The following is a 26,981-nucleotide window of genomic DNA, read 5'->3' as shown; positions in this document are numbered from 1 at the left end:
TTTGAAAATTAGGGGGATATTCCTCGTGGGGTTTTCTAAGGAAATTATTGAAACCAAATGTGCTTTATGTGGCAAGATCGCCAAACTGGAAGAAAGTCATATTATCCCCAAGTTTGTTTTTAGATATTTAAAGAAAGACTCGTTTACTGGAAGATTGCGGGTTGATATTAATGAGTCAGATATTTGACAACAAGACGTAGGAATTTACGACTTGTTGTCGAAATTACACTTTATTACTCATTTTCTGTCTTCATTCCGGAGGGTACCCAATGATTGTTGCAACGAAGATGCATATTCCTCATGAACGGCATACTTTGGTTATTCGCTCGGATCTGATTCGTCTGCTAGATGAGGGCATGGATGCGAAGCTGATGTTCGTATTCGCTCCATCCGGCTATGGGAAAACGACGACTTTAAGCGAATGGGCCAGACAGAGAGAGAATTCTGTTGCATGGGTATCGCTCGGCAAGCAGGACGACGATTGGATTACATTCTGGAACGCGGTCATTGCTTCGATCCAGAATCGAGTCGAAGGATTTGGTCGGACGGTTGGGCCACTGATAGCTCAAGGGCCTACTGCGTCCTCCGCATCTATGGAGCCGGCAATGACTGCGCTGTTGAACGAGTTAAATCTATTGTCAAGTGAGCTCGTCATCATGTTTGACGACTATCACCTGGTGACGATGCCGGCCATCCAGAAGTCGATGAGCTATTTGCTTGAATGCCTTCCAGACCATATTCATTTATATATCGCAAGCCGCAGTGACCTTTCTTTCCCGACAACAAGATTGTTGGCAAAAGGTGAGATGCGGCGGATTACAATCGAACAATTGCGGTTCCGATTAGAGGAAGTGTCTGAGTTCTTCCAAGATACGACGGAATTGAAACTGTCGGCGGAGCAACTCCATATTCTGCACAACCGAACCGAAGGCTGGATTAGCGGCCTGCGTCTGGCGGCCATCTCCCTGAAACGGAGGGGCAATGTGGCTGAAATGATCCGCCAATTCAGCGGTCGGCAGCAGCTCGTATCTGATTATTTGCTAGAGGAAGTCATTCGCGATCTGCCAGAGGCGATGCGCGATTTTTTGCTGCAAACTTCCGTGTTAAGCCAGATGAATTACGCCTTGTGCGAGGCGGTGACCGGCCGGTTGGGAGGCCAGCAACAGCTGGAGCAATTGGAACAGCTTCAGCTATTCATTATTCCGTTGGACGATCAACGGGGCTGGTATCGTTATCACCATCTGTTGTCTGATTTTCTACAGTCGATGCTCGCTCGAACAGAGCCGGAGTTGTGGGTTCGGGCGAATGGGCGTGCCGCGCAATGGCTCGAAACGAATGGCTTTGTCGAAGAAGCGGCAGAGCATTATTTGGCAGGACGGCATTATGAAGATGCCGTCCGTCTGATTGAGGGTCATCTAAATGAGCTGCTTATTGGCGGTAAAAACGTCGTCGTTGCTCGATGGGTGATGAAGGTGCCTGAGCCATACGTATCGGGTAGGCCAGTCCTTGAGCTTTTTTATTTGTATGCGATGGTTGGTGTTCGGCAGTTTAGTGGCATTTTGGATCGAGCGGAGCGGCTAAGGAACCGTTTCGAAGCGATGAAGGATCATATGGACGCTGACGTATGGTGCGCGACGATGGGAGAAATTTATTATATCTGCGCTTCCGCTTCCTATGTATCCAAAGATCTTGCCCGCACAGCTGAATATTTTATCCGCGGTGATAAGCTGGCGCCTGAGCACAGCTTGTTTATTCAAGGCGGTAACAATAGACATTATTCTGTAGAAGAGTTTGATGACCATCTGTGCTACATTAACGACTATCATGGCTCGGCACAATTTTTCGAAAAGATGACGGGTCATTGGCAGGCTCAAGTGAATCATCCGTTTGCGACGCCGATGTATGCGTCATACGCCAAGCTGTTGTGCGAGTGGAATCGGTTAGAGGAAGCGGAAGTTTGGATCAACCGAATGAACCGAGCGGACGGACTCGCGCCAGTTCCTCGAAATATGTATCAACTGGATGTGGCGGCTTCGAGAATTCAACAAGCGAAGGGAAACTCGCTAGAAGCCATGGCGCTGCTAGAACAACTGAAGCTGAAGATCAATTCACCGGACTATGAAATATTTTTACGCAAAGTCGAAGCGGAGCAGGCCAGACTAGCAGTGCGTCAAGGCGACATGTCGTTTGCTCAGCGATGGTTGGAGCAATGTGGGATGTCGCACTCGGATGAAGCAACGTTGGATCAAGTGCCCGAACAGCTGACGCTCGTTCGCGTGCTTGTGGCATGCGGACAATGCGAACCGGGGCTATCCCTCGCAGAGCGGCTGTATCATCTGTTGACGAAGGAAGACCGCTTGCGCGACCGAATTCAAGTTCTAATCTTGCAAAGCATGGGGTTGTATCTTGATGGTCGGGCGGAGCAGGCACTGATGAAGTTGGATACCGCCCTGCGTCTTGCGGAGCCGCAGGGGTTCATCCGTAGCTTCGTGGACGAAGGATCGGCGATGGCGGAGCTGATGTCTATTTATGTGCGGTCGTATGGAGACAAGGATGGGGGATCGAATGCTGTGTCCGGTTATGCGTGTCTTGTACTAGATGCGTTCGATGTCCATCTCACACTTCCACGAATGAAGATTCGATGTTTTGGACGGTTTCGCGTAGAGACAGAGGACGGCGCTGCGATCAAGTGGCGGACTTCTAAAACCGAAGAATTGATGGCCTTTCTTCTTCATCATCGCGGTGAGACGGTAAGCAGAGATCGAATCCTCAATTGTTTGTGGGGAGAAGTAAACGTTGACCGGGCCGGGGCCCAGTTTAATACGACGACTCACTATTTGCGAAAAGCTATAAGCCAAATGGGACTTGACGGTATCGTTCAGCATGTAGAAGGCGGTTACCGGATCGATATGACCCGATTGGACCTTGATATCGAGGAGTGGGATCGGTTGCTGGCCGCTCAGGCGCAAATCGATGACATTGCATTGCGTGACTATGCCAGGGAACTTGTTCAATTTTACGGACAGGGCTATCTGGCGGGCACTTCGTATGAGTGGGCAGAGCCGATGCGAGTTCGCCTGGGAAGCGAGTACGTCGCGATGTTGCTCCGCCTCCATGACCGTGAGAAGAAGGAAGGGCATTATGATGTCGCTGCGGAGCTGCTTCGGGAGGCACTTGGGCATGATCCGCTGAACGAGTATATCCATGAACAGCTTATTCGCTTGCTCGTTTTGGCAGATGACCGTATTTCTGCAATCAAGCAATACGAAGTGCTAAGGGTGATGCTGTTAACCGAATTCGGGATTGAGCCCAAGGACGCAATAGGGACACTGCTGGATTGTGGCGGATAGGAACATTACGAATACCTGATGAAGCGATCCCATTGTTTAGGCTTTGTTTAGACTGACTGTGATAGAGTGCAATAAATGGCTTTGACACTCATAACAGGAGGGATGAATCCGATGAGAAAAAAAATCATCAGTTTTTCGCTAGCTGTATTTCTCGGCTTAAGCACTGTCATCGGCTTTGGAGGCAGCGCGTCTGCGAGGACGTCTGCTGACTTTGCGGACTTAAAGGATCTGGATGCGGCAACGAAAGCCAAGTTTGACGCTATGATTAGCGCAGGGATTTTCGATGGCATCAGCGATACGACGTTCGGGTTGAAGGAGGAAATGAACCGCGCGCAGTTCGCCAAGGTTGCGGCATTGATAACGGGCATTGAAGTCAATAAAGATCTGAAGACTTCCAGTTTCAGCGACGTCTTGGCGGATGATGCCGCCAACGGATATGCGCTTCCTTTCATCGAAGCCATTAAAGCTGCTGGCATTACGGATGGTTATGGCGAGGGCACGTACAATCCGGCTGGCAAAGTGACCAAAGAGCAGTTGGCTACGTTCTTGGTTCGAGTGCTGGACAAGGAAGCGGATTCAAAAACGAAGACTGGCGACGATAGTACGGTATCCGGCTGGGCACAGGGTTATGTGGCCTTGGCGTTGGAACTAAAACTATTACCGAATGGCATCGACGGAACGTTCGGCGGCAAAACCAACGCAACACGCGATCTGCTCCTTACAGGCGCATACGAAGCCAAGCAACAGTACGTTGCACCTGGGAAAGTGAGCCTTACGGGAGCAAAACAAGCCGGAGCAAAGAAGATCAACGTGACCTTCAATAAGCCGGTCGACACACAGAAGGCGAAGCTTTCTGTCTCGAAGGGGAGTTACTCGGTCGCTTGGTCGGATGATAAGAAGAGCGCTACCTTGACCTTTGACGACAAATTGGTCGCAGGGGAGTATACCGTTACTCTGTCTGGTCTTGATGCTGCTTCTGTGGACAAGGTTACCGCTAGTTTGACAGCAGAAGCCGAGAAGATTGTTAAGATCGAATTTACTAACGACTCAGACACCATTGCTTACTCGGAGCAGGTTGCTATTCTGTTTAAGGCTGCTAATCAGTTCGGAGAAGCGGTTCAAGCTCCCAAACTGGGCGTATATTCTAGCGCCACTGCCAAGATTGACCTCGATCATATGGCTGTCGTAGTGGATACCACGAGTAAAATGCAAGGTGATTTGATACCGATAACTCTAACTAGTACAAATAACAACGATACTGTCACTGTCTCTAAAAACTTTAAAGTTGGACATGCGCCAATTGTTGCTAAAATAGAATGGAGTGGCTTGCTTCGTGACTCGAACGGTCAAGAAGTAACGCAAGCTGAATGGTCTCGTAATTATCATGTCAACTTCAATGCGTATGATCAATATGGTTATTTGATATTGCCGTCATCGTCTAACCCGTTGTCTAGTGCTTCTCTCACATTCTTCCCGTATCTTCCAGCTTCCATTGGAACGATAGATATGGCGCGCACTGGTGAACCAGGCACCTACTCGGTACCTTTCACAATGCCGAGTGAGGGTATATTCGAGGAATACACTCTCACTCTTTATGTGATTACGTCGTCTGTCACACTGAAATTCAATGTTGTGACTGAGCCGCCACAATCAACATCAACACCACCGTCAACACCAAGACCGACACCAACGCCGACACCAACACCAACGCCGACACCAACACCGCCAGCTTCGGAGGAAGCGCCGTTGCTGGATATTAGCAACCTCTCATTTGGATCTAATGGCCCGGGCTTTGGGAATATCATGGGAATAATCACGTTGCCAGCGGGAGCTACCCAGTTGATGATCAGCACGAGCAGTTCGCCATTTGTGACTCCTACGGTTGGTGATGTCATGTCCGGATACATGCCTTGTGCTATGTCAGGCAACATGCTTCAAGGATATTGCAATTACAGTTATGGAAGTGAAACGTATTATGTTGCATTCGCAGCAACGGATACTATTGGTCAGGTGGTAGCATTCGCATCGATCCCAATGAGTGGCAATCTAGAGCAACCTCAGCCGGAAAATGCAAATGTGACATTTGCGCCGGTGCAAGCTGGACCTGTAACGTCACTAACATTAACATTTAATTCACCCGAACTGAGTGAGACAACACTTGAGAATACATCGACTCTTATTGATTCAGTTACTGTCAATCGTGGTGGCTCGAGTACAGATCTAACGGTTACTCAAGTTCAATGGATACCAGGTATGCCACAGCTCCTCATCACACTGGATCCATCAACAATCCTTCTGCCTGGTGAAACGATTACGGTTACATTCGCTTCAGGGGCCTTGATAGATTCAAATAATGTCCCTCTCACGACAACTGTATTCGAAACAACCGTTAGCGTTTAGTTAAAGATGTGGACACTGAAAAAGTCTAATAACTAAAGAAGGTATTGTTGCTTAATTCTATTGAGGGCAATACCTTCTTTGTTATATACATAGGTACTCCATTCCAGTACCTTCAAGTCTGCCTTGTATGAAAGCTGCGGAACGAAAAGGTTCAGCGAGCTTCGTGCCCTGATCCCGTCCATCACCCAGAAGGTACTGACGAATCAGCTCAGGGAATTGGAAGAAAAACACATTGTCCGTCGGGTCGTCTATCCGCAAGTTCCGCCGAAAGTTGAATATTCTGTCACTGAAATGCCTAAAAAGGTCGTACATGAAGGTTGCCTCTTCGGACGATCTTTTTTTCACAATGGCTAATTATTTGTTCCCCAACACATCCACTTTGTCCTGCAATGCTTCTACGACCTCCTTCGGTATTTCCCTGACCTTGATATCTGCACCCAAGAAAAGCAGCCAATTTGTTACATCGGTCAATTCATCCGGATGATGAACATTGAGGAACGTCTTTAAGATCGCCGTAGTTTGATAAGGATTCGTATATGAAATCGTCATTTTTAGAGGATGATACTTTTTGAACTGGGCAATCGCCTTGGGACCAAGTTCGACGACCAGGTTGATGGCTTCTTCCTGTTTGCCTAGTTGTTCTGCAATCTTTTTCTTGCTCATTCTTTTTTTCTCGGGGTATGGTTTGACATCGGTGAGATGGTCGACGGGAATAATCCGCCTCTTCTCCTCCACAAGGTCGAAGCCTTCAATTTGCCATGCGTTTTTTTCGCGATACAGGCGCATGAGATAGATGGGATAAGACTTGATTTCCCTTGCTTCTTCGACGGAAACCGCTAAGTAGCGATCTTCAAGAAGGGTCTGGATGAGTTGTTCTAACATTGGTTGGGGCAGGTCTGACAGATCAAGCAGGTCAGGATTGTGGGGGTTGGTACCTTCGAAGAGCAAAATCTGATTTAACAGAACAAGATCATCTTGCTGGTTTTGAGAGATGAGGCCGAGCAATTTTTCCGCCAAAGAGTGGCGGCTTTTGAGATAAGGGAGCTGCAGATTGCGCGTGGCCATGAAGGCGATAAAAAGGGCCTTGATCTCATTATCGGTAAAGCGGACTGTAGGCAGGACGGAATTGCTCATCACAAAGTAGCCCCCGTCCCTCCCGACTTCGGCGACTAGCGGCATTCCCATCGCTTCAATCTCCCTGATGTCTCGAATCGCCGTCGAACGGGAGATATTGAACTCCTGCATAATTTCCGAGATGGTGAAATGGGCGCGGTTATTAATGTACCGCATGATGATGTTAATCCGTTCAACTTTTTTCATGGAGCCCTCTAAACAGTATCATATTTTGACATGATTAATTGTTATTATAAACCCATCAAGAGGAAAAACAAATGACTTAATCAAAACGAAGAAGGAGCTGGGTATGATGGCAACGTATATCCTTGAGGAAAAAGGCGGCTTTAACGTTGTAGGTATCGGAACGGAACTGAAGAGCGATTACACGGACTATGCAGGCATGAACAAGGAGAAGGAAGACTTCTGGCGGACAGTGGAGCAGGATGGGCGGCTTGACGCCTTAAAGGCTGTCGCTGCGAACGGCTGCACCTTTGCTGTAAACGAATTGGTAAACGGCAAGCGGATGTATTTTGCCGGCGTTATGACCGAGGCATCGTTACCGGAAGAACACAGCGTGATCCAATTCCCTAAAGGACAATACCTCGTCATTCAAGGCGAAGGGAAGACGGCTGAGAGCTCAGCAGCTCGCTTACCGGCATCGCCTTTGGGCAAGTGCTGCCGACAGCCCATAAATTCGCCTATGTCGGCGGCCCCAATGCAATAGTCGAGCTGGGGCGGCGAGACGGCCTTGTATATGGGGAAATGTGGATTCCGGTTGTGCCGAAGTAAACGAGATCAAAGGAGGAATTGAAATGAGCACGATTACTGGTAATGAGAATATCGCAAAGGTTGAAGCTCGTCCTATCGGAAGGACGGCCGCTTATTGGATCGTCACCATCATTCTCGCATTCTCCATTGCCTTAAGCGGGATCGGGCAATTGATGCGATATTGAGGCAATGTCGACTTGGTCACCGATATAGGCTTCCCGTTATATATCACGTACCTTCTCGGGACTTGGAAATTGCTCGGAGTTATTGCGATCATAATCCCAGGCTTCCCCAGGCTTAAGGAATGGGCTTACAGCGGTCTCTTCTTTCTAATGACGGGCGCGTCCTTATCTCATGTGTTTGCTCATGATTACGGCGATGGCGGATTCCATGTGATTCTTCCGCTTTTCTATGCCGCGCTTGGCATTGCCTCTTGGGCGCTGCGTCCGAAAAGCCGCAAACTTTAAAAGGCCGTGACGCTAAACAGTAGCAGATTTTGACACGATTTATGGGTATGATAAACCTATTAAGTCATTAAACAAATCCAATACATTCATTCAAAAAGGGAGCTGGAATCATGGCAACGTATAACTTTGAGGAAAAAGACAGCTTTATCGTGCTTGGTATCGGAACGGAGCTGAAGAGCGATTACACGGACTATGCCGGTATAAACGAGGAGAAGGAGAACTTTTGGCGGACTGTGGAGCAGGATGGAAGGCTCGACACGTTAAAGGCGATCGCTGCGAATACCTACATCTTTGCCGTAAACGAAGCGGTCAATCAGAAGATGATGTATTACGCCGGCGTTATGACGGATTCATCGGTACCGGAAGAGCACAGAGTGATCCAGTTCCCTAAGGGACAATACCTCGTCGTTAAAGGCGAAGGGAAGTCGGCCAATGAGCTCAGCAGCATGCTTACCGGCATTGCCTTTGGTCAAGCCTTGCCGGCAGCTGATAATTACGCCTATGTCGGCGGGCCCAATGCAACGGTTGAGATGGGGCAGCGGGATGGCCTCGTTTATGGCGAAATGTGGGTTCCGGTTGTAGGGAAGTAAACAAGATCAGTAGGAGGAATGAGAATGTCCACTATCATTGATTTTAAAAACGTGTCTACTTCGGGTCTGGATTCTTCGCCGGTAGCAGAAGCGCTAGCTGGTTTGCGCGCGAATGAAGCCCGTTATTTCATGAACAAATACAAGCATGAATTCACGGTCGAACCTGCCGGCGAAAGCCAGGAGACACTAGATTATGTGGAACGAGTGTTAAAAGAAGAACGTGGTATTGCGTTTGCGGCCAAACCGCTGGAAACGGCGCGTTTTCAAGTCGAAAATATCCAATGGGCTTTCGTCTTCTATGAAGACGGTCTGGCGGTTAACGTCATGTATACGGTGGATGATCCGAAGAAGCGAGCCGTAGGGTTTAAGCTGTCCGAGGGGATGGAAGTACCTTCGGAGCTGGAAGAGAAAAAGTTCAAATTCGCAAGACAGAAGTCCAAGCTGGCCGGGACGATTCGAGGTACGTTCTTCGTCATTAAAGGGGAGCATTGAAGCCATCAAGCACTCTGGACAAAGAATTGCATTGCAGCAAGCTCCAGCTAAACACAACGCATGGCGGCCACTAGGCTGCCATTTGTTTTCGCCGATAGTTCCGTTACGGTGAGGCTTATCATAAATGACGGCGAAATGAATGACTCCTTTTACAATTGTTATTGTACAATTGTGTGTAATAAGACTTATACCTAAATTAAGTTATGGCTATATTGCGCCAATGACAATTATGAAACAATGCCTTAACAAAGGAGTTGTGTCAAATGAATGCTTCAAAAGCAGAAAACATTCTATCGCAGATCAATAGTAAAACTAAGCTAGGCGACTTACGAACAATCGCGAAGGACATTAAAAAAGATCACGAACTAGCAATGGAACTTTGGTCAACCGAACAATTTTTGCCCAGACTATTGGCAATCTTAATTATGGATAAAAAACTTCTTTCACAAGAAGTGCTAAATAAGCTTGATAAGGATATGCAGACTCACCCTTTTGATGAGCGAAATAACTTAATGGATTGGTTAATGGCTAATCAGCTCACCAAAGACAAGAAGACCATTGCACGGATGGAGTCATGGGAAAATAGCCCTTCTGCTCTTCAAAGACGGGCTTTCTGGTATTATCAAGCGCGATTGAGATGGACGGGACAAACACCGCCTGATAACACCGCAGACTTGCTATCTACATTAGAAGCTAATATTACGCAGGAAGAACCGGAAGTTCAGTGGGCTATGAATTTCCTCGCAGGCTGGATAGGCGTGTATGATGAAAATAATCGTGCACGTTGTATTGAACTTGGTGAGAAAACGGGCCTTTATAAAGATGAAATGGTATCAAAGGGCTGTACGCCCGATTATTTGCCGGAGTTCATTGCGATTGAAGTTAACAAACGAAATCATAATTAGTTACCCCTGAACAAAGGATCTGAAAGTAAGCTTCCAGATCCTTTTTGCTTGGAGGATAATTTCAAAAGTTTCATCCGTAACAAAGTTTTCGTCTGTCGCAGTGGTTGCCCAAATCCCGCTTAATCGCGCGACCAGTCCCGCCGCAGCGAGAACATTTCCCGTAGCGCATCCGTCGATAGCTCGGTAATCCAGCTCTCCGAGCTGGAGATCACGTTGTCGCTTAGCTGCTGCTTGTTCTCCAGCATCTCGTCGATGCGTTCCTCAAGAGTGCCGAGCGAGATGAATTTATGCACCTGCACGTCGCGCGTCTGGCCCATCCGGTAGGCGCGGTCGGTCGCCTGGTTCTCGACGGCCGGGTTCCACCAGCGGTCAAAGTGGAAGACGTGGTTCGCCGCGGTCAAATTTAGCCCGACGCCTCCCGCCTTGAGGGAGAGGATAAACACGTTCGGCTGCTCGGATGCCGGAAGGTCTCGCGACTGGAACCGTTCCACCATCCGGTCGCGTTGCTTCTTCGGCGTGCTGCCGTTCAAGTACAGCACAGGTTCGTTCAGCTCGCGCTGCAAGACATCCTGAATCATTTTGCCCATGCCAATGTATTGCGTGAAGATGAGGCAGCGCTCGTCCGCCTCGCGCAATTCCTTGACCATCGCTAGCAGCCTCTCGAGCTTGGAGGAGCGGGCGACGATCGCCTCCGTATGTAGCGGGCCATCCTCCAGCTCCGTTCCCGTATCCTCATCTAGCAGAGCCGGATGGTTACATGCCTGCTTGAGACGTGTCAGCGCTCCGAGAATCGCGCCTTTGCGCTGGATGCCGTCGAGCTTCCGCAGCTTCTCGAGAAGCTCCTTGACGCAATTGTCGTACAAGGCAGCTTGCTCGGAGGTTAGAGGAACATACGTCTTCATCTCGTTTTTGTCCGGCAGGTCGAGCTGGATGGCAGGGTCCTTCTTTTTGCGCCGCAGCATGAAAGGTTTCACTAGCCGCTTTAGCTCAGCCGTGCGACGCCCGTCCTGTTCGCGCTCGATCGGGGCAGCGAAGCGGTCCTGAAACGCCTTGGCGGTCCCGAGGTAAGTGGGCACGGTAAAATCGTAGATGGACCATAGCTCCGCCAGCCGATTCTCGATCGGCGTTCCGGTGAGCGCAATGCGATGGAGCGCGGGAAAGCTCTTGACCGCCGCGGCCTGCCTGGTCCCGGCGTTTTTGATATTCTGTGCTTCGTCCAAACAGACGGCTCCCCATTGGAAAGCGGCCAGCGTTTCCTGGTCGAGCGTGGCGGTAGCAAAGGAGGTCAGCACGACGTCAACGCTGCGTGCCTCGTTCCGGAACGCGTCGCCGCTCTTACGCCTGGAGCCGTAATGCATGGCCACCTGCAGCGATGGGGCAAAGCGGGAAATCTCCTTCTGCCAGTTGCCGAGTACCGACGTGGGGCAGACGATCAGCGAAGGGAGGCGCATCTCCTCGTCCGCCTGCTCCTTGGCGTGCAGCAGGTAGGCAATCAACTGAACTGTCTTGCCGAGGCCCATGTCGTCCGCGAGACAGGCCCCGAGCCCGAAGCGGCGGAGAAAAGCCAGCCAGGCAAACCCGTCCTGCTGGTAGCTGCGCAACTCGGCACGCAGACCGGCCGGTGGATCGAGCCGAGGCCATTCGCTCTGCTGATTAATCTTGGCGAACAGTCCGGTCAGATGCGCGTTAAGCTCGACTTCGAGCTCAATGCGGGCGGCATCGACCCCGAATGTCTCCGCGCCGGCGTCCGTCGCCCCGCCATCCGCGTCGCCGTCCGTCTGGCCCTGCGTGAGCAGATGCAATTGCAGCACATCCTGGAAGCTTAATCCCTGGCTCTTGTCCATGCCTTCCATCATGCGGCGGATCTGGGCGATCAACGCCGGGTCGAGCACGATCCAGCGGTCCCGGAACTTCACGAGACGCTCCCCTCGCGCAAGCAGCTCGTCGAACTCCTCCTCGCTCAGGTCGGCATCGCCGATGGAGATGCGCCAGTTGAAGCTCATAATCGCATCCAGGCCAAATAAAGACTTGCCGCCGCCCCGTTTCTTGGATTTGTCCTCCGACTGCACCGCCGCGCGCAGCCGCGGCTTCTTGCGGCTTGCGGCTTCCCACCATGCGGGCAGCAGGACCTGCCATCCGGCTTCAAGCAGCCGGCGGCTGTCCTCGTTCAGGAACCGCCAGGCTGCCTCGTCGTCAAGCGGCTTGCCGAGCACGTCCTCGCCGCGCGACAGCCGATCGTGCGGAAGGCTAACCCGGAGCCGTTGCAGCCAACCGTCCGAACGGCTTCGAATAGCTTCCGCCCATGCGTCAGGCCACTTGCCTGCCGTCGAGCCGTCGTCGCCGAGCCGCACTCTTCGGAGCTTAGCCGGATCGCTCTTGTCCTGCAGTACGAGCCGCAGCCGCCAGCGGGAGTGCTTGTCACCCTCCCACGGTTCCATTAGCTGCAGTAGGGTGCGGAACGGCGCGACATCAGCCTTCCAGCCGATCTGCACAAGCCAGGTCTCGTCGTCGAGTCCTGCCGTAGCGGCTACTGCGTTCTCGCGCGCGAACAGAGCCGGGAACTCCCGGCGCAGATCCGCTTCGTCCGGCTCCATACCGTAGAAGCGGCTCGTTACGGCCGCCGAGAAGGCCGCCATTAGCCCAGCGCGCGCCTCATCGCTCCAACTGCCGCGCTTCAGGTCCAGTTCGTCGCGGCGCGCCTGTCCAAAGGTCGCGTGGACCGCAGCCGCATCCCAAATCCAGCACAGGGAGCCTCTGCGGTAAGCCGCAAGGTCGGGCGCGTACAGCCCTTTCTCCAGGCACTCGCCCAAGAGCGGCGCCAATGCGGCCAAGCGCGCGGCATCGTCCTCCCACTTCCACTCGATATGCGCCAGGAGAAGCCCTGAGGCGAAGAAGGCAATGACCTCTTCGGCGGGCAGCACGACGGCCTCGAGCTCCCCGACTTTGACGTGCGCAAGCTCGGTGCCATAGAAGGACGATTCGTGCCAGGCGAACAGGCGATGCTTCAGCTGGGGTCCGGTCCACTCCCGCAGCGAATCCGGGTCCGCGAAGAACAACGCGTCGCCATGCGACGTCAGCACCATTCGAACCGCGATGGTATCCAGGCGATAAGTAGTAGTCTCCGTCATGGAATTAGTCCTCCCCTCCGCAGCTCTTCCTGGAGGGCCCGCAATCGGCTATACCGGCTGGCAAATATCTCGATGTACGCCTCCCACCGCTGCTCACGCTTCAGCTTCTTGTACAGCTTGGCCAGCCGTTTGAGCAGCTTGACCGCCCGCTTATAGCCATCGCGGTTTTTTAACAACACGTATTTCTCCACGCCTTGGTGGTAAAAAGGCAGCAGCGCTTCCGGTGCCTCCTTCTCAATGGGCTGCAGATCCTTCGCTCGAAAGTCGAGCGGATCGCTGCCGAGGCTAAGCTGATAGTCGATCCACTGCCGGAAGCGGCCATAGCTCATCAGTTTCTCCTCGTACAAGCTGCTGCAGGAGGGAGGCAGGCTCGCAATCGCGCCCCACATTCGTTCCTCGGCCTCCGGCAGTCGCTTGACGACGGCATCCCAATAGTGACCATATTCATCAAGGCTGCCGAGGCTGTGCCCAACTTGCTTGTTCACGCAATGGCTTAGCCAGGCTTCAAGCCGGGTCCATTCGTCATTTCCCTCCAGCTGGCGCAGGAAACGAAATACCTGCCCGGGCTCGAGTCCATGCCGCTCTGCAGCATCCAGCTGCCGCCAAGCCTCTTGATCCTCCCCCAGCCAGAAGCGTATCCAGGCGAGGGCGACGAGCGGGAAGAGCTTATTTTCCTTGCCGGATCCCGCGGTCAAATGCGCCAGCTCCTCCTGGAAGAGACGGGGACTGTCCGCAGCGGATGTTACCAGGATCAGCCACAGCTCCACGTAGATATCCAAATAGGCTGGAGGGGACCATGCATTCACGGTTGTTGTATCACGAATATATGCAGCCGTCTCCAGTAGCCGCCCCTGTTGCTTGACCGCGATCTCCGGCGGCAAGTCGTTATGGAGTTGACTCTCGATGGCATGTAGCGTCTCGGATGCCGCCATCTGGGCGAAGTAGCCGGGGTGGCGACCGGTCGATTGCTTGCGGAGCAAGAACAGACCGATGTTCAGTTCGAACAGCCAGGCTTCCTCAGGTGTGAACTCCGACATGAAGGGGCGCACCATGGAGCGGACCTCGGTGCCATAATTTATTTCGTACGGGGTGTTCGCCGCTTTCCGGGCGCAGCTGGCGATTAGATCCTGCCACTGGACAACGCTGGGCCCAATCGGTGAATTCGAATTCATTTTCGTCATGATGGCAGTTATTCCTTTCTTGAGCTTTGCCGCTCGTAAATCCGTTCCTTCATTATAACGATAATTGGTCAAGACGGCATACAGCCCAAAGACCATTGAGATCTAGGACTCAAGAACAAAAGAAAAAATCAGTTGAAATGAAAATAGAATTGGCTCTAAAAAATACTGATTTTGAACCTGCAAAAGGATGGGTAGATGAGCTGGAAGAGCTGATTAAATGGCTTTAAATGACAACCCTCGAAGTGAAGCCAGTCAGCAATAAAACATGATGAGGGTGGAAACATATCAACGTAGTAACCCAAACAAACCACTCCATTCTGAACTGCACCCCACTTGTTAGTTGTGTCTAACAAATGGGGTGCAGTTCATTCCCGGAAGTGGTTTGTTTGAATTCTCCTTTGCACTAATCATGTATTCCATGCGACACAGGACGTTGCCGCCATCTTTCCCCAATTATAGGCAGTTTGATGATACAATAACGGGAAAAGATTACGGCGAGTACGGAGGGATGCGCATGGAAAATAATCCGAGTCGAAACAAAGAGAATTCTCTTTCTAATTCCGAAGATAAGCAAGAACATGAGAATGACCACCCGTATGCAGACGAGGAGTGGGACTTTGAGTCGGAAGAGGAAGAGGACGACGGGGGTTCATCAGCCAGCCGACGGAAGTGGATCAGAAATACAATCATATTCCTGCTCGTGGCCGCTCTAGCCGTAAATATAGTGGCCTTCTTGCCGCAAATTTACAACATGAAGACGCTCCCCCTCTTGTTCGGGTCGAAGGAATTATCCAGCCAAGCTGAAATCCAAAGCTATAAAGAAGCGGTTGTTACAGTCAGCACGGATAACGGCAAGGGCACCGGATTCCACATTAACGGCGGATACATTGTGACCAACTATCACGTCATCGAAGATAATGGCTATATTATAGTGACATTCCCGGAGCAAAGTCAGAGTTATAAAGCTGAGCTGTTGGGCAGTGATCCCGATCTGGATATCGCCATACTGAAGGCGGACATCGGGGATCAACGGCTGTCGTTTATTGAAGTCGAACGAGACAACAAGCAGTGGGAGCCTGATGAACAAATCTACGTGATTGGCAATCCGCTTCATTTCACGCAAATCGCCGTCGAAGGCGCTATTATCGGCTTGGTCCCGATCCAAGGCCGCCAGAAGCCGGTCATGGCTCTTGATGCGCCGGTCTATAACGGCAATAGCGGCTCTCCCGTCATTAACAAGCGTGGCAAAGCCATCGCCGTTGTATTCGCCACTGCCGATATCCTCCATCAAGACCAAATGATAGAGGCCGGTTTAGCCGTACCGATTGCTGACATGGAGACCCTGCTGCGAACTTCGCTGCCGCAAGTAGAATAAAAACGTTTATATTTTCGACATCATGCTAAAGTATCGATTTACTATTCACATCTGTACTTGAACGCAGGCTCGGTCTGAATATAAAATGCATTTCTTACTTGCGCGCTCCAATTTGCAAAGGCTGATCTCCATTCAGGAGTGCTAAAGAATTGATCAACCGTTTGAGTATCAGAATGCCAAACTATAAATAGGTTGAGTGGAGCAATTCCTCCTGCCCAAATTCCATTATTGAGGTCAGTATCTTCTTCCCTGACTAATAATAAGGGTAGACCAAATTGAAAAGCCATGGAGGGTTCCACTTGCGAATAAACGGATCCTTCCCAAAACGCAGGGGATGGTAGGGGTGTTGGTGGAGTGGTTTGTTCATTGAGCTCGACGGTCTGGATTTTAAAACGACGAAGGTTTACTGCCAACATTCCATAGCTTGATGAAACTAACCGACGAATATCGGTTAAAATGGATTCGGGATAACTTTCGCTTAAAGGTAATGTACGCGGAAATAGCAAAGCATTCTCAATCTCAAAAATTAGACGGTCAAGAAACTGTTGTTGCTTATCGTTTAAATGAGTTGTCGTGCTTAAAAATACGGGAAAACGATAGGCACGTTCAATACACTCTTGGTGTGTCGATCCTATTTTTACTTCATCTTTGCATATAGGGCGATTCTTATTTTTACTTACTTTCCCTTTTATGCTCAAAGAGCGACGCTTATTGTTAATCGATCTCATCTCCTTTTTGATTAGTTTATGGAGAAGGATTAAGAAAGTTTGGACATAGCAACTAGATTCATTATAAAGGGGCTTGATAACCATGAGCGTAATACGTTTGGAGAACGTCACGAAGAAGTATGAAGAGTCCATGATTTTTCGCGATATTTATTTTCGAGTTATGCAAGGGGAACGTATCGGCTTGATCGGACGAAACGGTGCCGGCAAGTCGACAGTATTTAAGCTCATTATGGGCAAGGAAGAGCCGACTTCCGGCAGAGTAGAAATAAATCCTCAGTTAAAAATCGGATACTTCTCTCAATTCTCGGAATTGAGCGGAAGCTTGTCCGTTCAGCAAGAACTGGAAATGTGCTTCGAGCAGGTTGCCCTTATCGAACGAGAGCTGCAAGAGGTAGGAGATAAGCTGGGTTTGGTTACAGACGATAACGAAATGGAGAGGTTGCTAGCAAGGCAGGCGGAGTTATTCGAGCAAATGGATCATCTCGATGGCTGGAATGTGTCCGTCGAGATTAACACAGTGCTCACGAAGCTAGGGTTCAACGACAGATCTCGCAATCAGCCGATCGATGAGTTGTCCGGGGGATGGCGTAATCGTGCGGCGCTCGCGAAGTTACTAATAGAGCTGCCCGATGTCGTTCTGCTCGACGAGCCTACGAATTACTTGGATATGGAAGGCATTGCATGGCTGGAGCAGTGGCTGTACCGGTTCAAGGGAGCGATGATTCTGGTGTCGCATGACCGGCAATTCATCGACAAGGTCGTCACGCGTACGATTGAGATCGAGAATTATCATTTTCAGGAATACGAAGGCAACTACACCGATTACGTCCGTAAGAAGAAGATGCGCAAGAAGGAGCTGGACCGTCAGTTCGAATGGGAGGAAGAGCTGCTGCTCATGGAGTCCGAGGCGATCGACGACCGTGCGAGCAGGAAATCTGCCTCCAAGGACCGTCTCTCGCGGAAGCTGGCGGATAACAAGAAGCGGATCGAGCCGCATCCCGTTAACGTACTGATTACCGATATTTACGAGAGGCTGCGTTTCCCGGACAAGCTATGCGAAGTGAAAAAGATCGGACAGACCTACGAGGGCAGGCAGATCTTCGAAAACATTAGCTTCGATATTCAGAAGGAAGATCGCTTGGTCATCGCGGGGCCGAACGGAAGCGGGAAGTCCACGCTCATCAAGACGCTTACCGGGGCGGAGAAGCCGGAGTCAGGAGAGGTTATCTGGGAGAAGGGCGTTAGCTACGCCTACTTTAACCGGATGTGGGAGGAGCTTGATCCCAAGGATACCGTTAGCCACGCGGTGAATACGTATGGATTGGGACTGGACGCCCCGCGCAAAAAGGTGGCCAAATTTCTATCGATGCTGCAATTCTCGGAGGCGGATCTGAGCAAGGTGATCGGCAATCTGTCCGGCGGACAGAAGGCTCGGGTGGCGCTGGCCAAGTGTCTTCTATCGGGTGCGGCGGTTATCATCTTAGACGAGCCTACCAACCATCTGGATCTCATGAGTATTCAGGTCATGGAGCAAGCTCTAATCCATTTTCCCGGCGCCGTTATTACGGTAAGTCATGATCGCTTCTTCATCGATAAGATAGGGACGAAGATGCTGACCTTCGATCCGGTAACGGGAGTGACCGAACAAAGCTTATAAGGGAGAAGGGTTCTCTTAGGTACCTCTCAGCGTACATGTTACAAAGCAAGGGCACCCCATTGGGTGCTTTAAAATTCGCCGTTAGAGTGATACGGTGAACAGTGTCATCAATAGTGGTAAAGCAGAGGATCGAGTTGAAGGTGGAAGCAGAATGCTGAATCTTCAGAACGGGGTGTAAACATACATTTAACCCATTTAGGAATCTGTTTGAGTACAACTAAAGGTTCAAGCGAGAATTCATGCTTGAACCTTTAGAGTGTCTTTCACCTTATCCATAAAATCATCTATGAAGAGTGAAGCCTATTTATAATATGAAGTAGTTAACGGTACAAAGACCGTAGCACCACTCTTGACTTTCCCATGAATGTACAATGACTTAATGCCTCCGATATCAACTTGGATAGTAACCAAGCCTTCTGCAGATTTAATGACATCTACTTTTTTCAAAATAATATTGTTGTTAGAGTCTTCGATTGTAAAATCAGTAATATCACCGTCAACAGCTGCTATCTGAAGGTACAGTGTTTGATGCTCTTTATTCGGGTGAAGCATGAAGTTAGAGCTGCGATCACCAGAACCTGTGTTGAAATAAGCTTCTTTATAATCTTTACCTTTAAAGGTTGTTTGGGCTGGATCTTTCGTATGATACATATCTTTGAATTCCTTAGCAATAGAGACACCGTCTACCTTCTCGCCTAGAATAATAGTTTTAGTAGCCGAATTATAGTCTACCGCTACACCAAGCGCATCTGATATAGCACGAATTGGGAAATAATTAGTATCTTTATAGCTGATCGGTGCAATAGCGTTGCCGTTTACATCACGCAACTCCGTATAAGTTCCATCAACTTGTACTTTTATTTCAGGGTTAAGATAAGCTTTAATCTCTTGTAGTTTAGTTGCCGCCAGTGCTCCAGTTCCCATACTAGCTAACATTGATACGCTAATAATCGCTATAAATGCTTTCTTTTTCAATCAAATCCACATCCCTTTTCGAAAGATATTTTATACATTACAATATACTTTAAACATAATTTTTACCAGTGAAAATAGTTCTTAGGTGTGAATTCAAAAAAAATTAATACTAACTACCTGTATTAAACGTTTCTCCATAACTCGAAATCTGCATCAGCAATGGGGTTGACAATGTCTTTCAGATGCAACAATGGAACCTATCGTTATAACTATGCTACTGGGACAGTAACAGGTCACGAATTAATTGGTGGATTAGCCGGTTGGTTATACAGGGGATTCGAGCACAAGCGCCTGCTATGGTTACTGATGCTGTGGTTGCACCTGTTACATCGGGTTCTGGAGAATTGGTAGGCTTGGTAAGATACTTTAATGGAAGCATTTAATATTTATTCGCCGTTAAAGAGGTACGGTGAGCCTTACCATAAGTAGGGCTAAGGGTATGATGGGAGAATACTCTGGAATAAGTGTCATGAGACCCCTAAAGTAATAGTTCCAGAACTACGATTGGTTGAGAAAAAATGGGATACAGTACTTTTTGGAAACTAAAAACGGAAAAACATATATTAAAATTGGAAAGTGGAGTTTAAATCCCTTTAACCTTTTTCAACAATCTGTAAACGGTGCTAATTGGGAAAATCTTAGAAAGAAATTGATAAGTAGCTTAGAGACAGGAGAGCATACCTTTAGCAAGGATGACATAAAAGCATTACTGAAGGAAGGTGTGGCAAGGGAGTGACAAATTTAAGTCGCGTTGCCAAGTTGCCGGGTATTGTAGGAATCGGTATTGATGTCCTAGATAATTTGGGCACGATTCGTGATGAAAATGGTAAAGTTAACTTTGTTGGAGCTATTTGAGCAGCAAAAAAAGTTTGTGGTGGATACTTCAATAGACGTACTCTCCGGCTCGACAGCAATGGCAACCGGGGCAGCTGTTGGATCATTAATTGCTCCACCTGTGGGCACAGTTGTAGGTGCGATTGCAGGCGGTGTAATATATGCAATGAGTTGGAAGGTTTTTGGCGATGACCCTAAAAAAAGCGCGGTGGATGCCATAAAGGACGGAGCAAATTCTCTTGCAAATGGTCTTGTAGACGGTTTTCGAAAACTCAATAAAGTATTTTGGTAGGGGAGATCATTCTGAAAACCTTAACAGAAGCGCAAGTGCAGAAGATTAAAGATCTAGGCTGGGCCAGACTTAGCCCCGACGGGATGAGTGCATTTTTAATTGTAGCTTTTATTTATAGCAGTTTTATGAACCTTATTCCCTTTTTTTCCGACCGTTCGCATGAAGTACAAATAGTATGGATTTCTGTAATAATTAACATTTTTTTTGGACTTTGGGTTATACAAGGAGCATTTGTGCTTTTTTTTCTATCTCTTAATCGTGCATTTCATTATCAGCGTCTACAAGCGGTGGTTACCAATTTTGTATTTATTAAACTGACTCTTGACGGTTATCTTTTGTATTTAGTGGATGTAAAAGAAAAACGAAGCGTACTCTTGTTGCTTGGTCTTGCCTCACTAGTTTTAGGAATTGTATATTTGCTCTGGTCCCTTCGCAGAGCGCAAATAAATATTGCGAAAGGTGAAGCTCGAAGAGAGGGACGAGGGATTCTTTATGCTGGAAATTTTAAAATGTGGATTATAATTCCTGTTCTATTTATCATTACATTGTTTATTACAGCGATTATATGTACATTCACAGGAGTAGGTAACATATGGTTACTCCTTTTAATAGCACCGCTTCAATGGATTCTAGGTTATGTATATCCGGAATATTATTTTTTTGCTTACTGTAAGTGGATGAACCCGTCCTTTATCTATGAGCGTCCAAAAGTAAAAAAGAAAGGATAACTTCAAAGATGTGAATTAAAAGAAAGCCCATTATATTTCTTAATGTGTTAAGCCGAGAGGCTCAGTGTCTGTCTGAGAATTGGCATTTGTATGCCCTTCTTGCATAACGATTCGTGGGATACAGATGCATCCTCGCTTTGTCCGAACGCACCTAAAAAGAAGTCGGAACATCTGGCCATGTTTGCTCTGCGCCTGTTAACGAACCGCGATACAGCATCCGGTTAATCAACGTAAGCGCTTCGAAACGTACAATGACGCTATCAGGTTTGAAGGAACCGCTGGTAGTAGCCGGTAATCATACCGTTGTAATATTGCGACTTCATTACCGGAGTTGCCCAATGTTCAGTCTTGACGTCCAGCTCAATTGGCTTGCCTATGTTGAGCTTCAGATAGCTTGTCATGACCGTGGCGAGCTCAGCTCGGCTAACGGGATCGTTCGGACGGAATTCACCATCCGTACTGCCCTCGAAAATCTTATATTGGGTGTCTTTCGATTTCGCTCTATAGATGATACGGCGAGCCTTATCACAAATAAGTGCAAGTTTTTTAGAATGAGATAAAGCGGAATTCTATCAAAAGGAGAGGTGTAATGAATGAGAGCCTATATCCAGGTAAACAAGAAAGGAGAGTTTTACAATGTAAATGCATTTATTGCTTATGAAGGTTTCTCTTCGTTAGGATGGGAGACTTTTAAGTTTTATGATTTAACTGAAATAAAGGGACAGATTCCAGAAGAGCTAGTGGTCGGCGGAATTGGTAACGTGAGAAAGCGTCTTGAAATTTTGGGTGTAGTAAGAAGTCAAGGAGAGATAGATTATCCAACCTCCTTATCTAGTTATTTTGGCAGAAAAATATGGGCTTCAACCATTTAAACACTATTAGAGAACAAACAAGATTGGAATGTTTTTATTAAACCAAAAGAAACCACGAAAAAGTTCGCTGGAAAGGTAATTAGAGAGTACAAAGATTTTATTGGATTGGTTGACCAAAATGAGGACACGATTATTTGGTGTTCAGAAATAGTTGATTTTATTACGAAATGGCGTTGTTTTATACGATACGGAGAAATACTTGATATTAGGCACTATAAAGGTGCGTGGGATTCAAAATTAGATCTAAGTGTTATAAAACGAGCTGTTAAGGATTTCACTGAAGCGCCAGCTGCATATGCTTTGGATATTGGAATTGATCGAGAAGGAAATACGAAATTAGTGGAAATAAATGATGGTCACTCTCTAGGCACATATGGAATGGACCCTATAAAATATGCAAAATTTCTTTCGGCCAGATGGTCAGAATTAGCAGGGACTACAGATTATTTGAGGCACTTATAGTGACGAGCCCTCTTAGTAAATGGGGAATTACTATTAATTTGAATCCGTGAAACACTAGATTCACTGCCTCAAACGGTCGTTGATAAGGTGGATAAAAAGCAGATACGCAAGCTATTATCCAATTTAGGATATACAAAAGGTGCGTTAAGTCGAAAGAGATTGCGAGCATTACGCAGTCTCTTTTTTGCATCTCTTAATCTACTCTTAAACTGAAGCTGATACTATTCGCATAGTGCCCTATTATGTCTGACGGGCCCATTATGATTGTGGAGGACGAAAGCATCAGATATATTTAAAATATTGGATTTATATTCATTGTTATTTTCTAATATATATCAAAGGGGAGATAGGAGTGCTTCATATTTTGGGAATGGTAAAACTGAAAAAGATATTCACGGTCGTCCTCGCTTTGGCAGTGTTCATCAACGTTTATTCGGGGGTCGCTAAAGCTCAGGGTACGGCCATATTGAAGATTTCAACAAATGCCATGGATTCAACTTATGGGGAGGATGTAACCTTTAACGTCACTGCACTCGATCCGGTAATCGGTGGAACGACCCCCAGCGGGACAGTCACCTTCAGGGACGGTAATCAGGACCTTATGACAGTTGGATTAACTACGGCTGAACCAGTGATTACGAGAACGAACTGTGGCTCTGCTTGTCCCCTTATTCAATGGGGGGCATACACCTTCCGGGCTTTCAGTTTTGGGGATAATCGCATTGCGATGAACATTGTTACTTACGACGCTTCCGGCAAAATTGTTAACCAACTGGAAAAGGCAGGAGCACGCTATTTATCGAACATTACGATGGATGCTGCTGCTCAGACTTTCACCCTCTGGGGTCAAGATGACATGACGATTACGGTGGGATGGGGAGAGCTCCTAAGCGCCTCGTCCAGCGCCAGCTTTAAGACATCCGCTCTGGAGATCGGTATGCACGCCATTACCGCTGCCTTTCCAGGGGACGACGCTCATGCCGCAAGTGAAGCGACCACTACGTTTACCGTACACCCTAGGTATACCGTGGTGTATAACGGCAACGGCAGTACTGGAGGAGAGGTGCCCGCTAACAGCGGCTCATATAATGGCATTAAGGTGTCGATTTCTGGAAACAACGGAAATCTAGTGAAGACAGGCTACACTTTCGCAGGCTGGAACACGCAGGCGGATGGATATGGAGTGGATTATACAGCAGACGCTGAAGGCGTGGTCACGTCCGATGTGACGTTGTACGCGAAATGGAGTAAGACTTTAGACGTTGGAACGGGTACTGAAAGTGATCCTTATCAGATTACAACTGGTGAGGAGCTGGATACGGTCAGGAATTATTTGGGTTGGAATCTGTATTTCAAGCTGATGGCGGATATTGATTTGAGCAGCTATGGCCAAGGATGGTTGCCGATCGGGGGGCCTAGCGGCCGATTTCAGGGGCATATGGACGGCAATGGACACAAGATCACAGGCTTGACGATTAATAGGCCTAATGATAATTTTTCAGGGTTGTTTGGTTATATAGACTATGATGCAAGTGTTTCCAATATGATTTTGGAAAATGTAAATGTTACAGGCAAACAATTTGTAGGCGGCTTGGTAGGCCGTATCGATGGCGGTGAGATAAGCAACAGCTATGTATCCGGAAGTGTAACAGGAACAGGCGCCAGTGTAGGCGGTTTGATTGGCTACAATTACTATGGAACGGTTAGTAACAGCATCGCAAAAGCAAATGTAACAGGAAGCAGCACCAATGTAGGCGGTATGGTTGGAGCCAATTTTGGAGAGATCAGCTACGGCTATGCAGCAGGGAACGTAACAGGAACCGGCACCAATGTAGGTGGTTTGATTGGCACCAACAGCGGAGAGATCAGCTACAGCTATGCAGCAGGAAGTGTAACGGGAAGCGGCATCAGAGTAGGCGGCTTGATTGGCAACAATAGTAGTGGAACGATCAGCTACAGCTTCTACGACTCGGGTACAACAGGTCAATCAGATACAGGCAAAGGCGATGGCCGAACGACCACGGAGATGAAGACACAAAGCACTTTTACAGATTCAGACTGGGACTTCACAAGCATCTGGGGGATAAGCCCATTGCGCAATAACGGATATCCCTATTTGCAGGCCATACAAAAGTATGTGACGTATGACGGGAACGGAAACACAGGCGGGAGTGTGCCGACTGACAGCAAGTCGTATTCGCAAGGCGAAACAGTCAACGTTTATAGCAATACGGTAACTTTACTCAAGACTGACTATACGTTTGCAGGTTGGAATACGCAGGCGGATGGAAGCGGGACAGATTATGCTTCAGGCGCTTCATTCAGCATGGGCTCATCCGATGTGATCCTGTATGCGAAGTGGGAATCGAACTCAAGATACACGGTGACGTATAACGGCAACGGCAGTACAGGAGGGATCGTTCCAACCGATAGCAACTCATATAAGAAAGGCGAAACAGTGTCGGTTTACGGAAACAACGGAAATCTGGTGAAGACGGGCTACACGTTCGCAGGGTGGAATACAGCGGCGGATGGAAGCGGCATGAGCTACGACAAGGGGACAAACTTCCCTATAGGTACGCAGAATGTCACCTTGTATGCGCGATGGCTGTCAACGAACACATTGTTGTCCGGCTTGTCAGTGGATCAGGGGACGCTCAATTTCTCACCATGGCAGACCAATTATGCGGTAGATGTGGAAAACTCGGTTGCAAGCCTCAACTTGCTCATTAGTAAAGGGGACCCTAACCAATCTCTAACGGTTACGGGGGCGACTTACGGTTCGGTAGCCGATGATGTGTATTCTTACAATGTTTCAAACTTGGTTGTCGGGCCAAACCCTATTCAGATCGCGGTGACAGCTCAAGACGGCACAAATACGGCATACGTGGTCACGGTCACCCGAAAATATCTCATGGGAGAGCCGGTGCAATTAGATCCTTCGGTACGTACGCTTAAGTATTCGGGCGGACTTACAATCAAGCTGCCTGACGAACTGTTGATTCCCGAAGGGGCGACATTGACGGTACAAGATTCGAATAACGCGCCGTCTGGGGAGGTTAAACTTGCCAGAGCCGGACAAGTTATCGATTTCCAATTTGAAGGTATAACCATCGATCAACCTATTGAGATTACACTCGGGTATGACGGGAATGCAGATCCGAGCAAACTCGCTATTTACTACTACAACATAACTACAGGCGAGTGGGAATACAATCCTTCTCAAATAACGGATAGCGGCATTAAGACGACAGTCAGCCATTTCTCCACTTACGGAGTGCTTGCGGATACGACCGCACCGGACCAAGTAACAGTTACCATGGGCGCAAAAACGGCAAACTCGATCACACTTCATCTTGCCGCGAATGACGATTCGGGTGTCGCTAAATATTTGATTTATCGCGACGGGACGCTCATTGCGGAAACGGCGGAAAGTACGTATGTCGATACCGGGCTTTCTGCTTCGAAGACGTATACCTATACCGCCAAGGCAGTCGATAGGCTGGGTAATATTTCGAATACCAGTAAAAACTTGACGGTCGCAACGAGCGGTGACGGCCGCGGCAGCGCACCGGCTACGCCGCCAAGCGATAAAGTCACCTCGTCGGATGGTAAACTGACGCTTCCTGTAGGCAGCTCAGGCGAGGTTAGCTTAGGCGACGGGATAAAGATTATCATTCCTGCAATGGCTACTGGCAAAGAGCTGAATTTAACGATCGACAAAGTCACAGACATTCAGACACTGATTACAAATAAGGATGTTCTTCTCAGCTCGGTATTCGAAGTTCTGAAAAACTTCGCAGAGAACTTCGAAAAACCTGTCACACTCTCTTTCAAGTTTGATCCAACTGGCTTGAAGAGCAATGAGAAGCCGGTCGTCTTCTACTATGACGAAGTGAAGAAGGAATGGGTGAAGATCGGCGGCACAGTGAGCGGCAACATCATTTCCGTAGATGTTAATCACTTCACAAAATACGCCGTATTGGCGGTAGCCGATGCTGCCCTGCCGGCAACGGATGGGAGCTTTAGCGATATTACCGGACACTGGGCGGAAGCCAGTATCAAGCAAGCGGTAAGCGTCGGCATCGTTAGCGGCTATCCGGATGGCACGTTTAAGCCAGGTCGTACCGTGACGCGCGCGGAATTTGCGGTCATGCTGATGAATGCGCTCAAACCGCAAGGAGAAGGAGCGTCGCTGACGTTCACCGACAAGGCGAAGATCGGCTCTTGGGCGCAGAAATCCGTCGCACAGGCAGTGTATGCGGGTGTTATTAATGGTTATAAAGACGGCTCCTTCCGCCCGAATGAGGAAATCACTCGTGCAGAAATGGCTAAGATGGTTGCAAAGGCCTTGGGCCTGACTGGCGAAATAACTGAGACACATGACTTTGCAGATGATAAAGACATTCCGGACTGGGCCAAAGGCGCTGTGGCTACTATAAAAAATCTGGGTATTATTGAAGGCAAAGGCGCGAACCAATTCGCGCCTGGAGATAAAACGACAAGAGCAGAGGCGGTAACGGTGCTCCTGAAAATGCTGGAACAAAAAAGCAAGTAAAGAAACTAGACCAAGGCTGTTTTGAAGTCAAATTCAAAGCTGCCTTGTTTTGTAGAACCGATAACTCGAATGCCCCGCTGCCGAGAGGGATAACCCGGACTAC

The 26,981-nt window shown here is 48.6% G+C and carries 19 protein-coding genes and 4 pseudogenes; 16 read left to right on the top strand and 7 right to left on the bottom strand.

What is annotated here, in order from left to right:
* The first annotated feature begins 269 nt into the window (after window positions 1-269).
* From DX130_RS19970 to DX130_RS27050, 3 genes are all read left to right on the top strand, one after another.
* Window positions 270-3,350, top strand: a complete 3,081-nt coding sequence (locus tag DX130_RS19970) for an AfsR/SARP family transcriptional regulator (RefSeq protein WP_116048351.1) — start codon at window positions 270-272, stop codon at window positions 3,348-3,350.
* Between the two features lie 111 nt (window positions 3,351-3,461).
* The gene (locus tag DX130_RS19965; protein ID WP_165861376.1) at window positions 3,462-5,750 is read left to right on the top strand and encodes an S-layer homology domain-containing protein; all 2,289 of its coding nucleotides are present in this window, start codon (window positions 3,462-3,464) and stop codon (window positions 5,748-5,750) included.
* 123 nt (window positions 5,751-5,873) lie between these two features.
* The gene (locus DX130_RS27050) at window positions 5,874-6,104 is read left to right on the top strand and encodes a winged helix-turn-helix transcriptional regulator (protein ID WP_116048347.1); all 231 of its coding nucleotides are present in this window, start codon (window positions 5,874-5,876) and stop codon (window positions 6,102-6,104) included.
* On the opposite strand, the gene DX130_RS19955 is transcribed toward DX130_RS27050, so the two are convergent.
* Window positions 6,105-7,070 (bottom strand): helix-turn-helix transcriptional regulator, encoded by a 966-nt coding sequence (locus DX130_RS19955; protein WP_116048346.1) that lies wholly within the window; start codon window positions 7,068-7,070, stop codon window positions 6,105-6,107.
* 106 nt (window positions 7,071-7,176) lie between these two features.
* Here DX130_RS19955 and DX130_RS19950 point away from each other — a divergent pair.
* The 5 genes and pseudogenes from DX130_RS19950 (at window position 7,177) to DX130_RS19930 (ending at window position 10,088) form a co-directional block, all read left to right on the top strand.
* Window positions 7,177-7,655: pseudogene (locus tag DX130_RS19950) on the top strand (GyrI-like domain-containing protein).
* A 23-nt stretch (window positions 7,656-7,678) separates the two neighbouring features.
* Window positions 7,679-8,101 (top strand): annotated as a pseudogene (locus DX130_RS19945) (DoxX family protein).
* Window positions 8,102-8,211: 110 nt separating this feature from the next.
* On the top strand, window positions 8,212-8,691 hold the full coding sequence (locus tag DX130_RS19940) for a GyrI-like domain-containing protein (RefSeq protein WP_116048345.1): 480 nt from the start codon (window positions 8,212-8,214) through the stop codon (window positions 8,689-8,691).
* Between the two features lie 24 nt (window positions 8,692-8,715).
* Window positions 8,716-9,183, top strand: coding sequence for a phage tail protein (locus DX130_RS19935; RefSeq protein WP_116048343.1), 468 nt, complete (start codon window positions 8,716-8,718; stop codon window positions 9,181-9,183).
* Between the two features lie 263 nt (window positions 9,184-9,446).
* Window positions 9,447-10,088, top strand: coding sequence for a DNA alkylation repair protein (locus DX130_RS19930; RefSeq protein WP_116048341.1), 642 nt, complete (start codon window positions 9,447-9,449; stop codon window positions 10,086-10,088).
* A gap of 119 nt (window positions 10,089-10,207) precedes the next feature.
* Here DX130_RS19930 and DX130_RS19925 read toward each other — a convergent pair whose 3' ends face one another.
* Both DX130_RS19925 and DX130_RS19920 read right to left on the bottom strand, forming a co-directional pair.
* On the bottom strand, window positions 10,208-13,216 hold the full coding sequence (locus tag DX130_RS19925) for a DEAD/DEAH box helicase (protein ID WP_116048339.1): 3,009 nt from the start codon (window positions 13,214-13,216) through the stop codon (window positions 10,208-10,210).
* Window positions 13,213-14,469, bottom strand: coding sequence for a hypothetical protein (locus tag DX130_RS19920; RefSeq protein ID WP_240644609.1), 1,257 nt, complete (start codon window positions 14,467-14,469; stop codon window positions 13,213-13,215). The genes DX130_RS19925 and DX130_RS19920 overlap by 4 nt, the downstream gene beginning before the upstream one ends.
* Window positions 14,470-14,911: 442 nt before the next feature.
* Here DX130_RS19920 and DX130_RS19915 point away from each other — a divergent pair, with 442 nt between their 5' ends.
* Complete coding sequence (locus DX130_RS19915; protein ID WP_116048337.1) at window positions 14,912-15,772, top strand: S1 family peptidase; 861 nt, start codon at window positions 14,912-14,914, stop codon at window positions 15,770-15,772.
* 41 nt (window positions 15,773-15,813) lie between these two features.
* Here DX130_RS19915 and DX130_RS19910 read toward each other — a convergent pair whose 3' ends face one another.
* Complete coding sequence (locus DX130_RS19910; protein WP_240644608.1) at window positions 15,814-16,470, bottom strand: hypothetical protein; 657 nt, start codon at window positions 16,468-16,470, stop codon at window positions 15,814-15,816.
* 112 nt (window positions 16,471-16,582) lie between these two features.
* On the opposite strand from DX130_RS19910, the gene DX130_RS19905 reads away from it, so the two are divergent.
* Complete coding sequence (locus DX130_RS19905; protein WP_116048335.1) at window positions 16,583-18,157, top strand: ABC-F family ATP-binding cassette domain-containing protein; 1,575 nt, start codon at window positions 16,583-16,585, stop codon at window positions 18,155-18,157.
* A 300-nt stretch (window positions 18,158-18,457) separates the two neighbouring features.
* Here the strand turns inward: DX130_RS19905 and DX130_RS19900 are convergent, their stop codons facing one another.
* Window positions 18,458-19,132, bottom strand: a complete 675-nt coding sequence (locus tag DX130_RS19900; RefSeq protein ID WP_116048333.1) for a hypothetical protein — start codon at window positions 19,130-19,132, stop codon at window positions 18,458-18,460.
* A gap of 535 nt (window positions 19,133-19,667) precedes the next feature.
* Here DX130_RS19900 and DX130_RS19895 point away from each other — a divergent pair.
* From DX130_RS19895 to DX130_RS19885, 3 genes are all read left to right on the top strand, one after another.
* The gene (locus DX130_RS19895; protein ID WP_116048331.1) at window positions 19,668-19,868 is read left to right on the top strand and encodes a hypothetical protein; all 201 of its coding nucleotides are present in this window, start codon (window positions 19,668-19,670) and stop codon (window positions 19,866-19,868) included.
* Between the two features lie 78 nt (window positions 19,869-19,946).
* Entirely contained in the window at window positions 19,947-20,258 is a 312-nt protein-coding gene (locus DX130_RS19890) for a hypothetical protein (RefSeq protein ID WP_133297956.1), read from the top strand.
* Between the two features lie 35 nt (window positions 20,259-20,293).
* Window positions 20,294-20,986 carry a hypothetical protein gene (locus DX130_RS19885; RefSeq protein ID WP_116048327.1) on the top strand — a complete coding sequence of 231 codons (693 nt, stop codon included), beginning with the start codon at window positions 20,294-20,296 and terminating at the stop codon, window positions 20,984-20,986.
* A gap of 260 nt (window positions 20,987-21,246) precedes the next feature.
* Here DX130_RS19885 and DX130_RS27045 read toward each other — a convergent pair whose 3' ends face one another.
* Window positions 21,247-21,387: a hypothetical protein gene (locus DX130_RS27045; protein WP_240644607.1), complete on the bottom strand. Its 141-nt coding sequence runs from the start codon at window positions 21,385-21,387 to the stop codon at window positions 21,247-21,249.
* A gap of 15 nt (window positions 21,388-21,402) precedes the next feature.
* A pseudogene (locus tag DX130_RS27485) lies at window positions 21,403-21,459 on the bottom strand (S-layer homology domain-containing protein); the annotation flags it as partial.
* Between the two features lie 120 nt (window positions 21,460-21,579).
* Here DX130_RS27485 and DX130_RS27040 point away from each other — a divergent pair.
* The 3 genes and pseudogenes from DX130_RS27040 to DX130_RS19870 all read left to right on the top strand — a co-directional run bounded on the left by DX130_RS27040 (window position 21,580) and on the right by DX130_RS19870 (window position 26,878).
* The gene (locus tag DX130_RS27040; protein ID WP_240644606.1) at window positions 21,580-21,858 is read left to right on the top strand and encodes a hypothetical protein; all 279 of its coding nucleotides are present in this window, start codon (window positions 21,580-21,582) and stop codon (window positions 21,856-21,858) included.
* Between the two features lie 24 nt (window positions 21,859-21,882).
* Window positions 21,883-22,320: pseudogene (locus DX130_RS27035) on the top strand (ATP-grasp domain-containing protein); the annotation flags it as partial.
* A gap of 370 nt (window positions 22,321-22,690) precedes the next feature.
* Window positions 22,691-26,878, top strand: a complete 4,188-nt coding sequence (locus DX130_RS19870) for an S-layer homology domain-containing protein (RefSeq protein WP_240644616.1) — start codon at window positions 22,691-22,693, stop codon at window positions 26,876-26,878.
* Window positions 26,879-26,981 lie beyond the last annotated feature (103 nt).

It is taken from the genome of Paenibacillus paeoniae (genome assembly GCF_003388735.1).
GTDB classification, from domain to species: domain Bacteria; phylum Bacillota; class Bacilli; order Paenibacillales; family Paenibacillaceae; genus Pristimantibacillus; species Pristimantibacillus paeoniae.
This window is presented reverse-complemented; position numbering and strand designations above follow the sequence as displayed.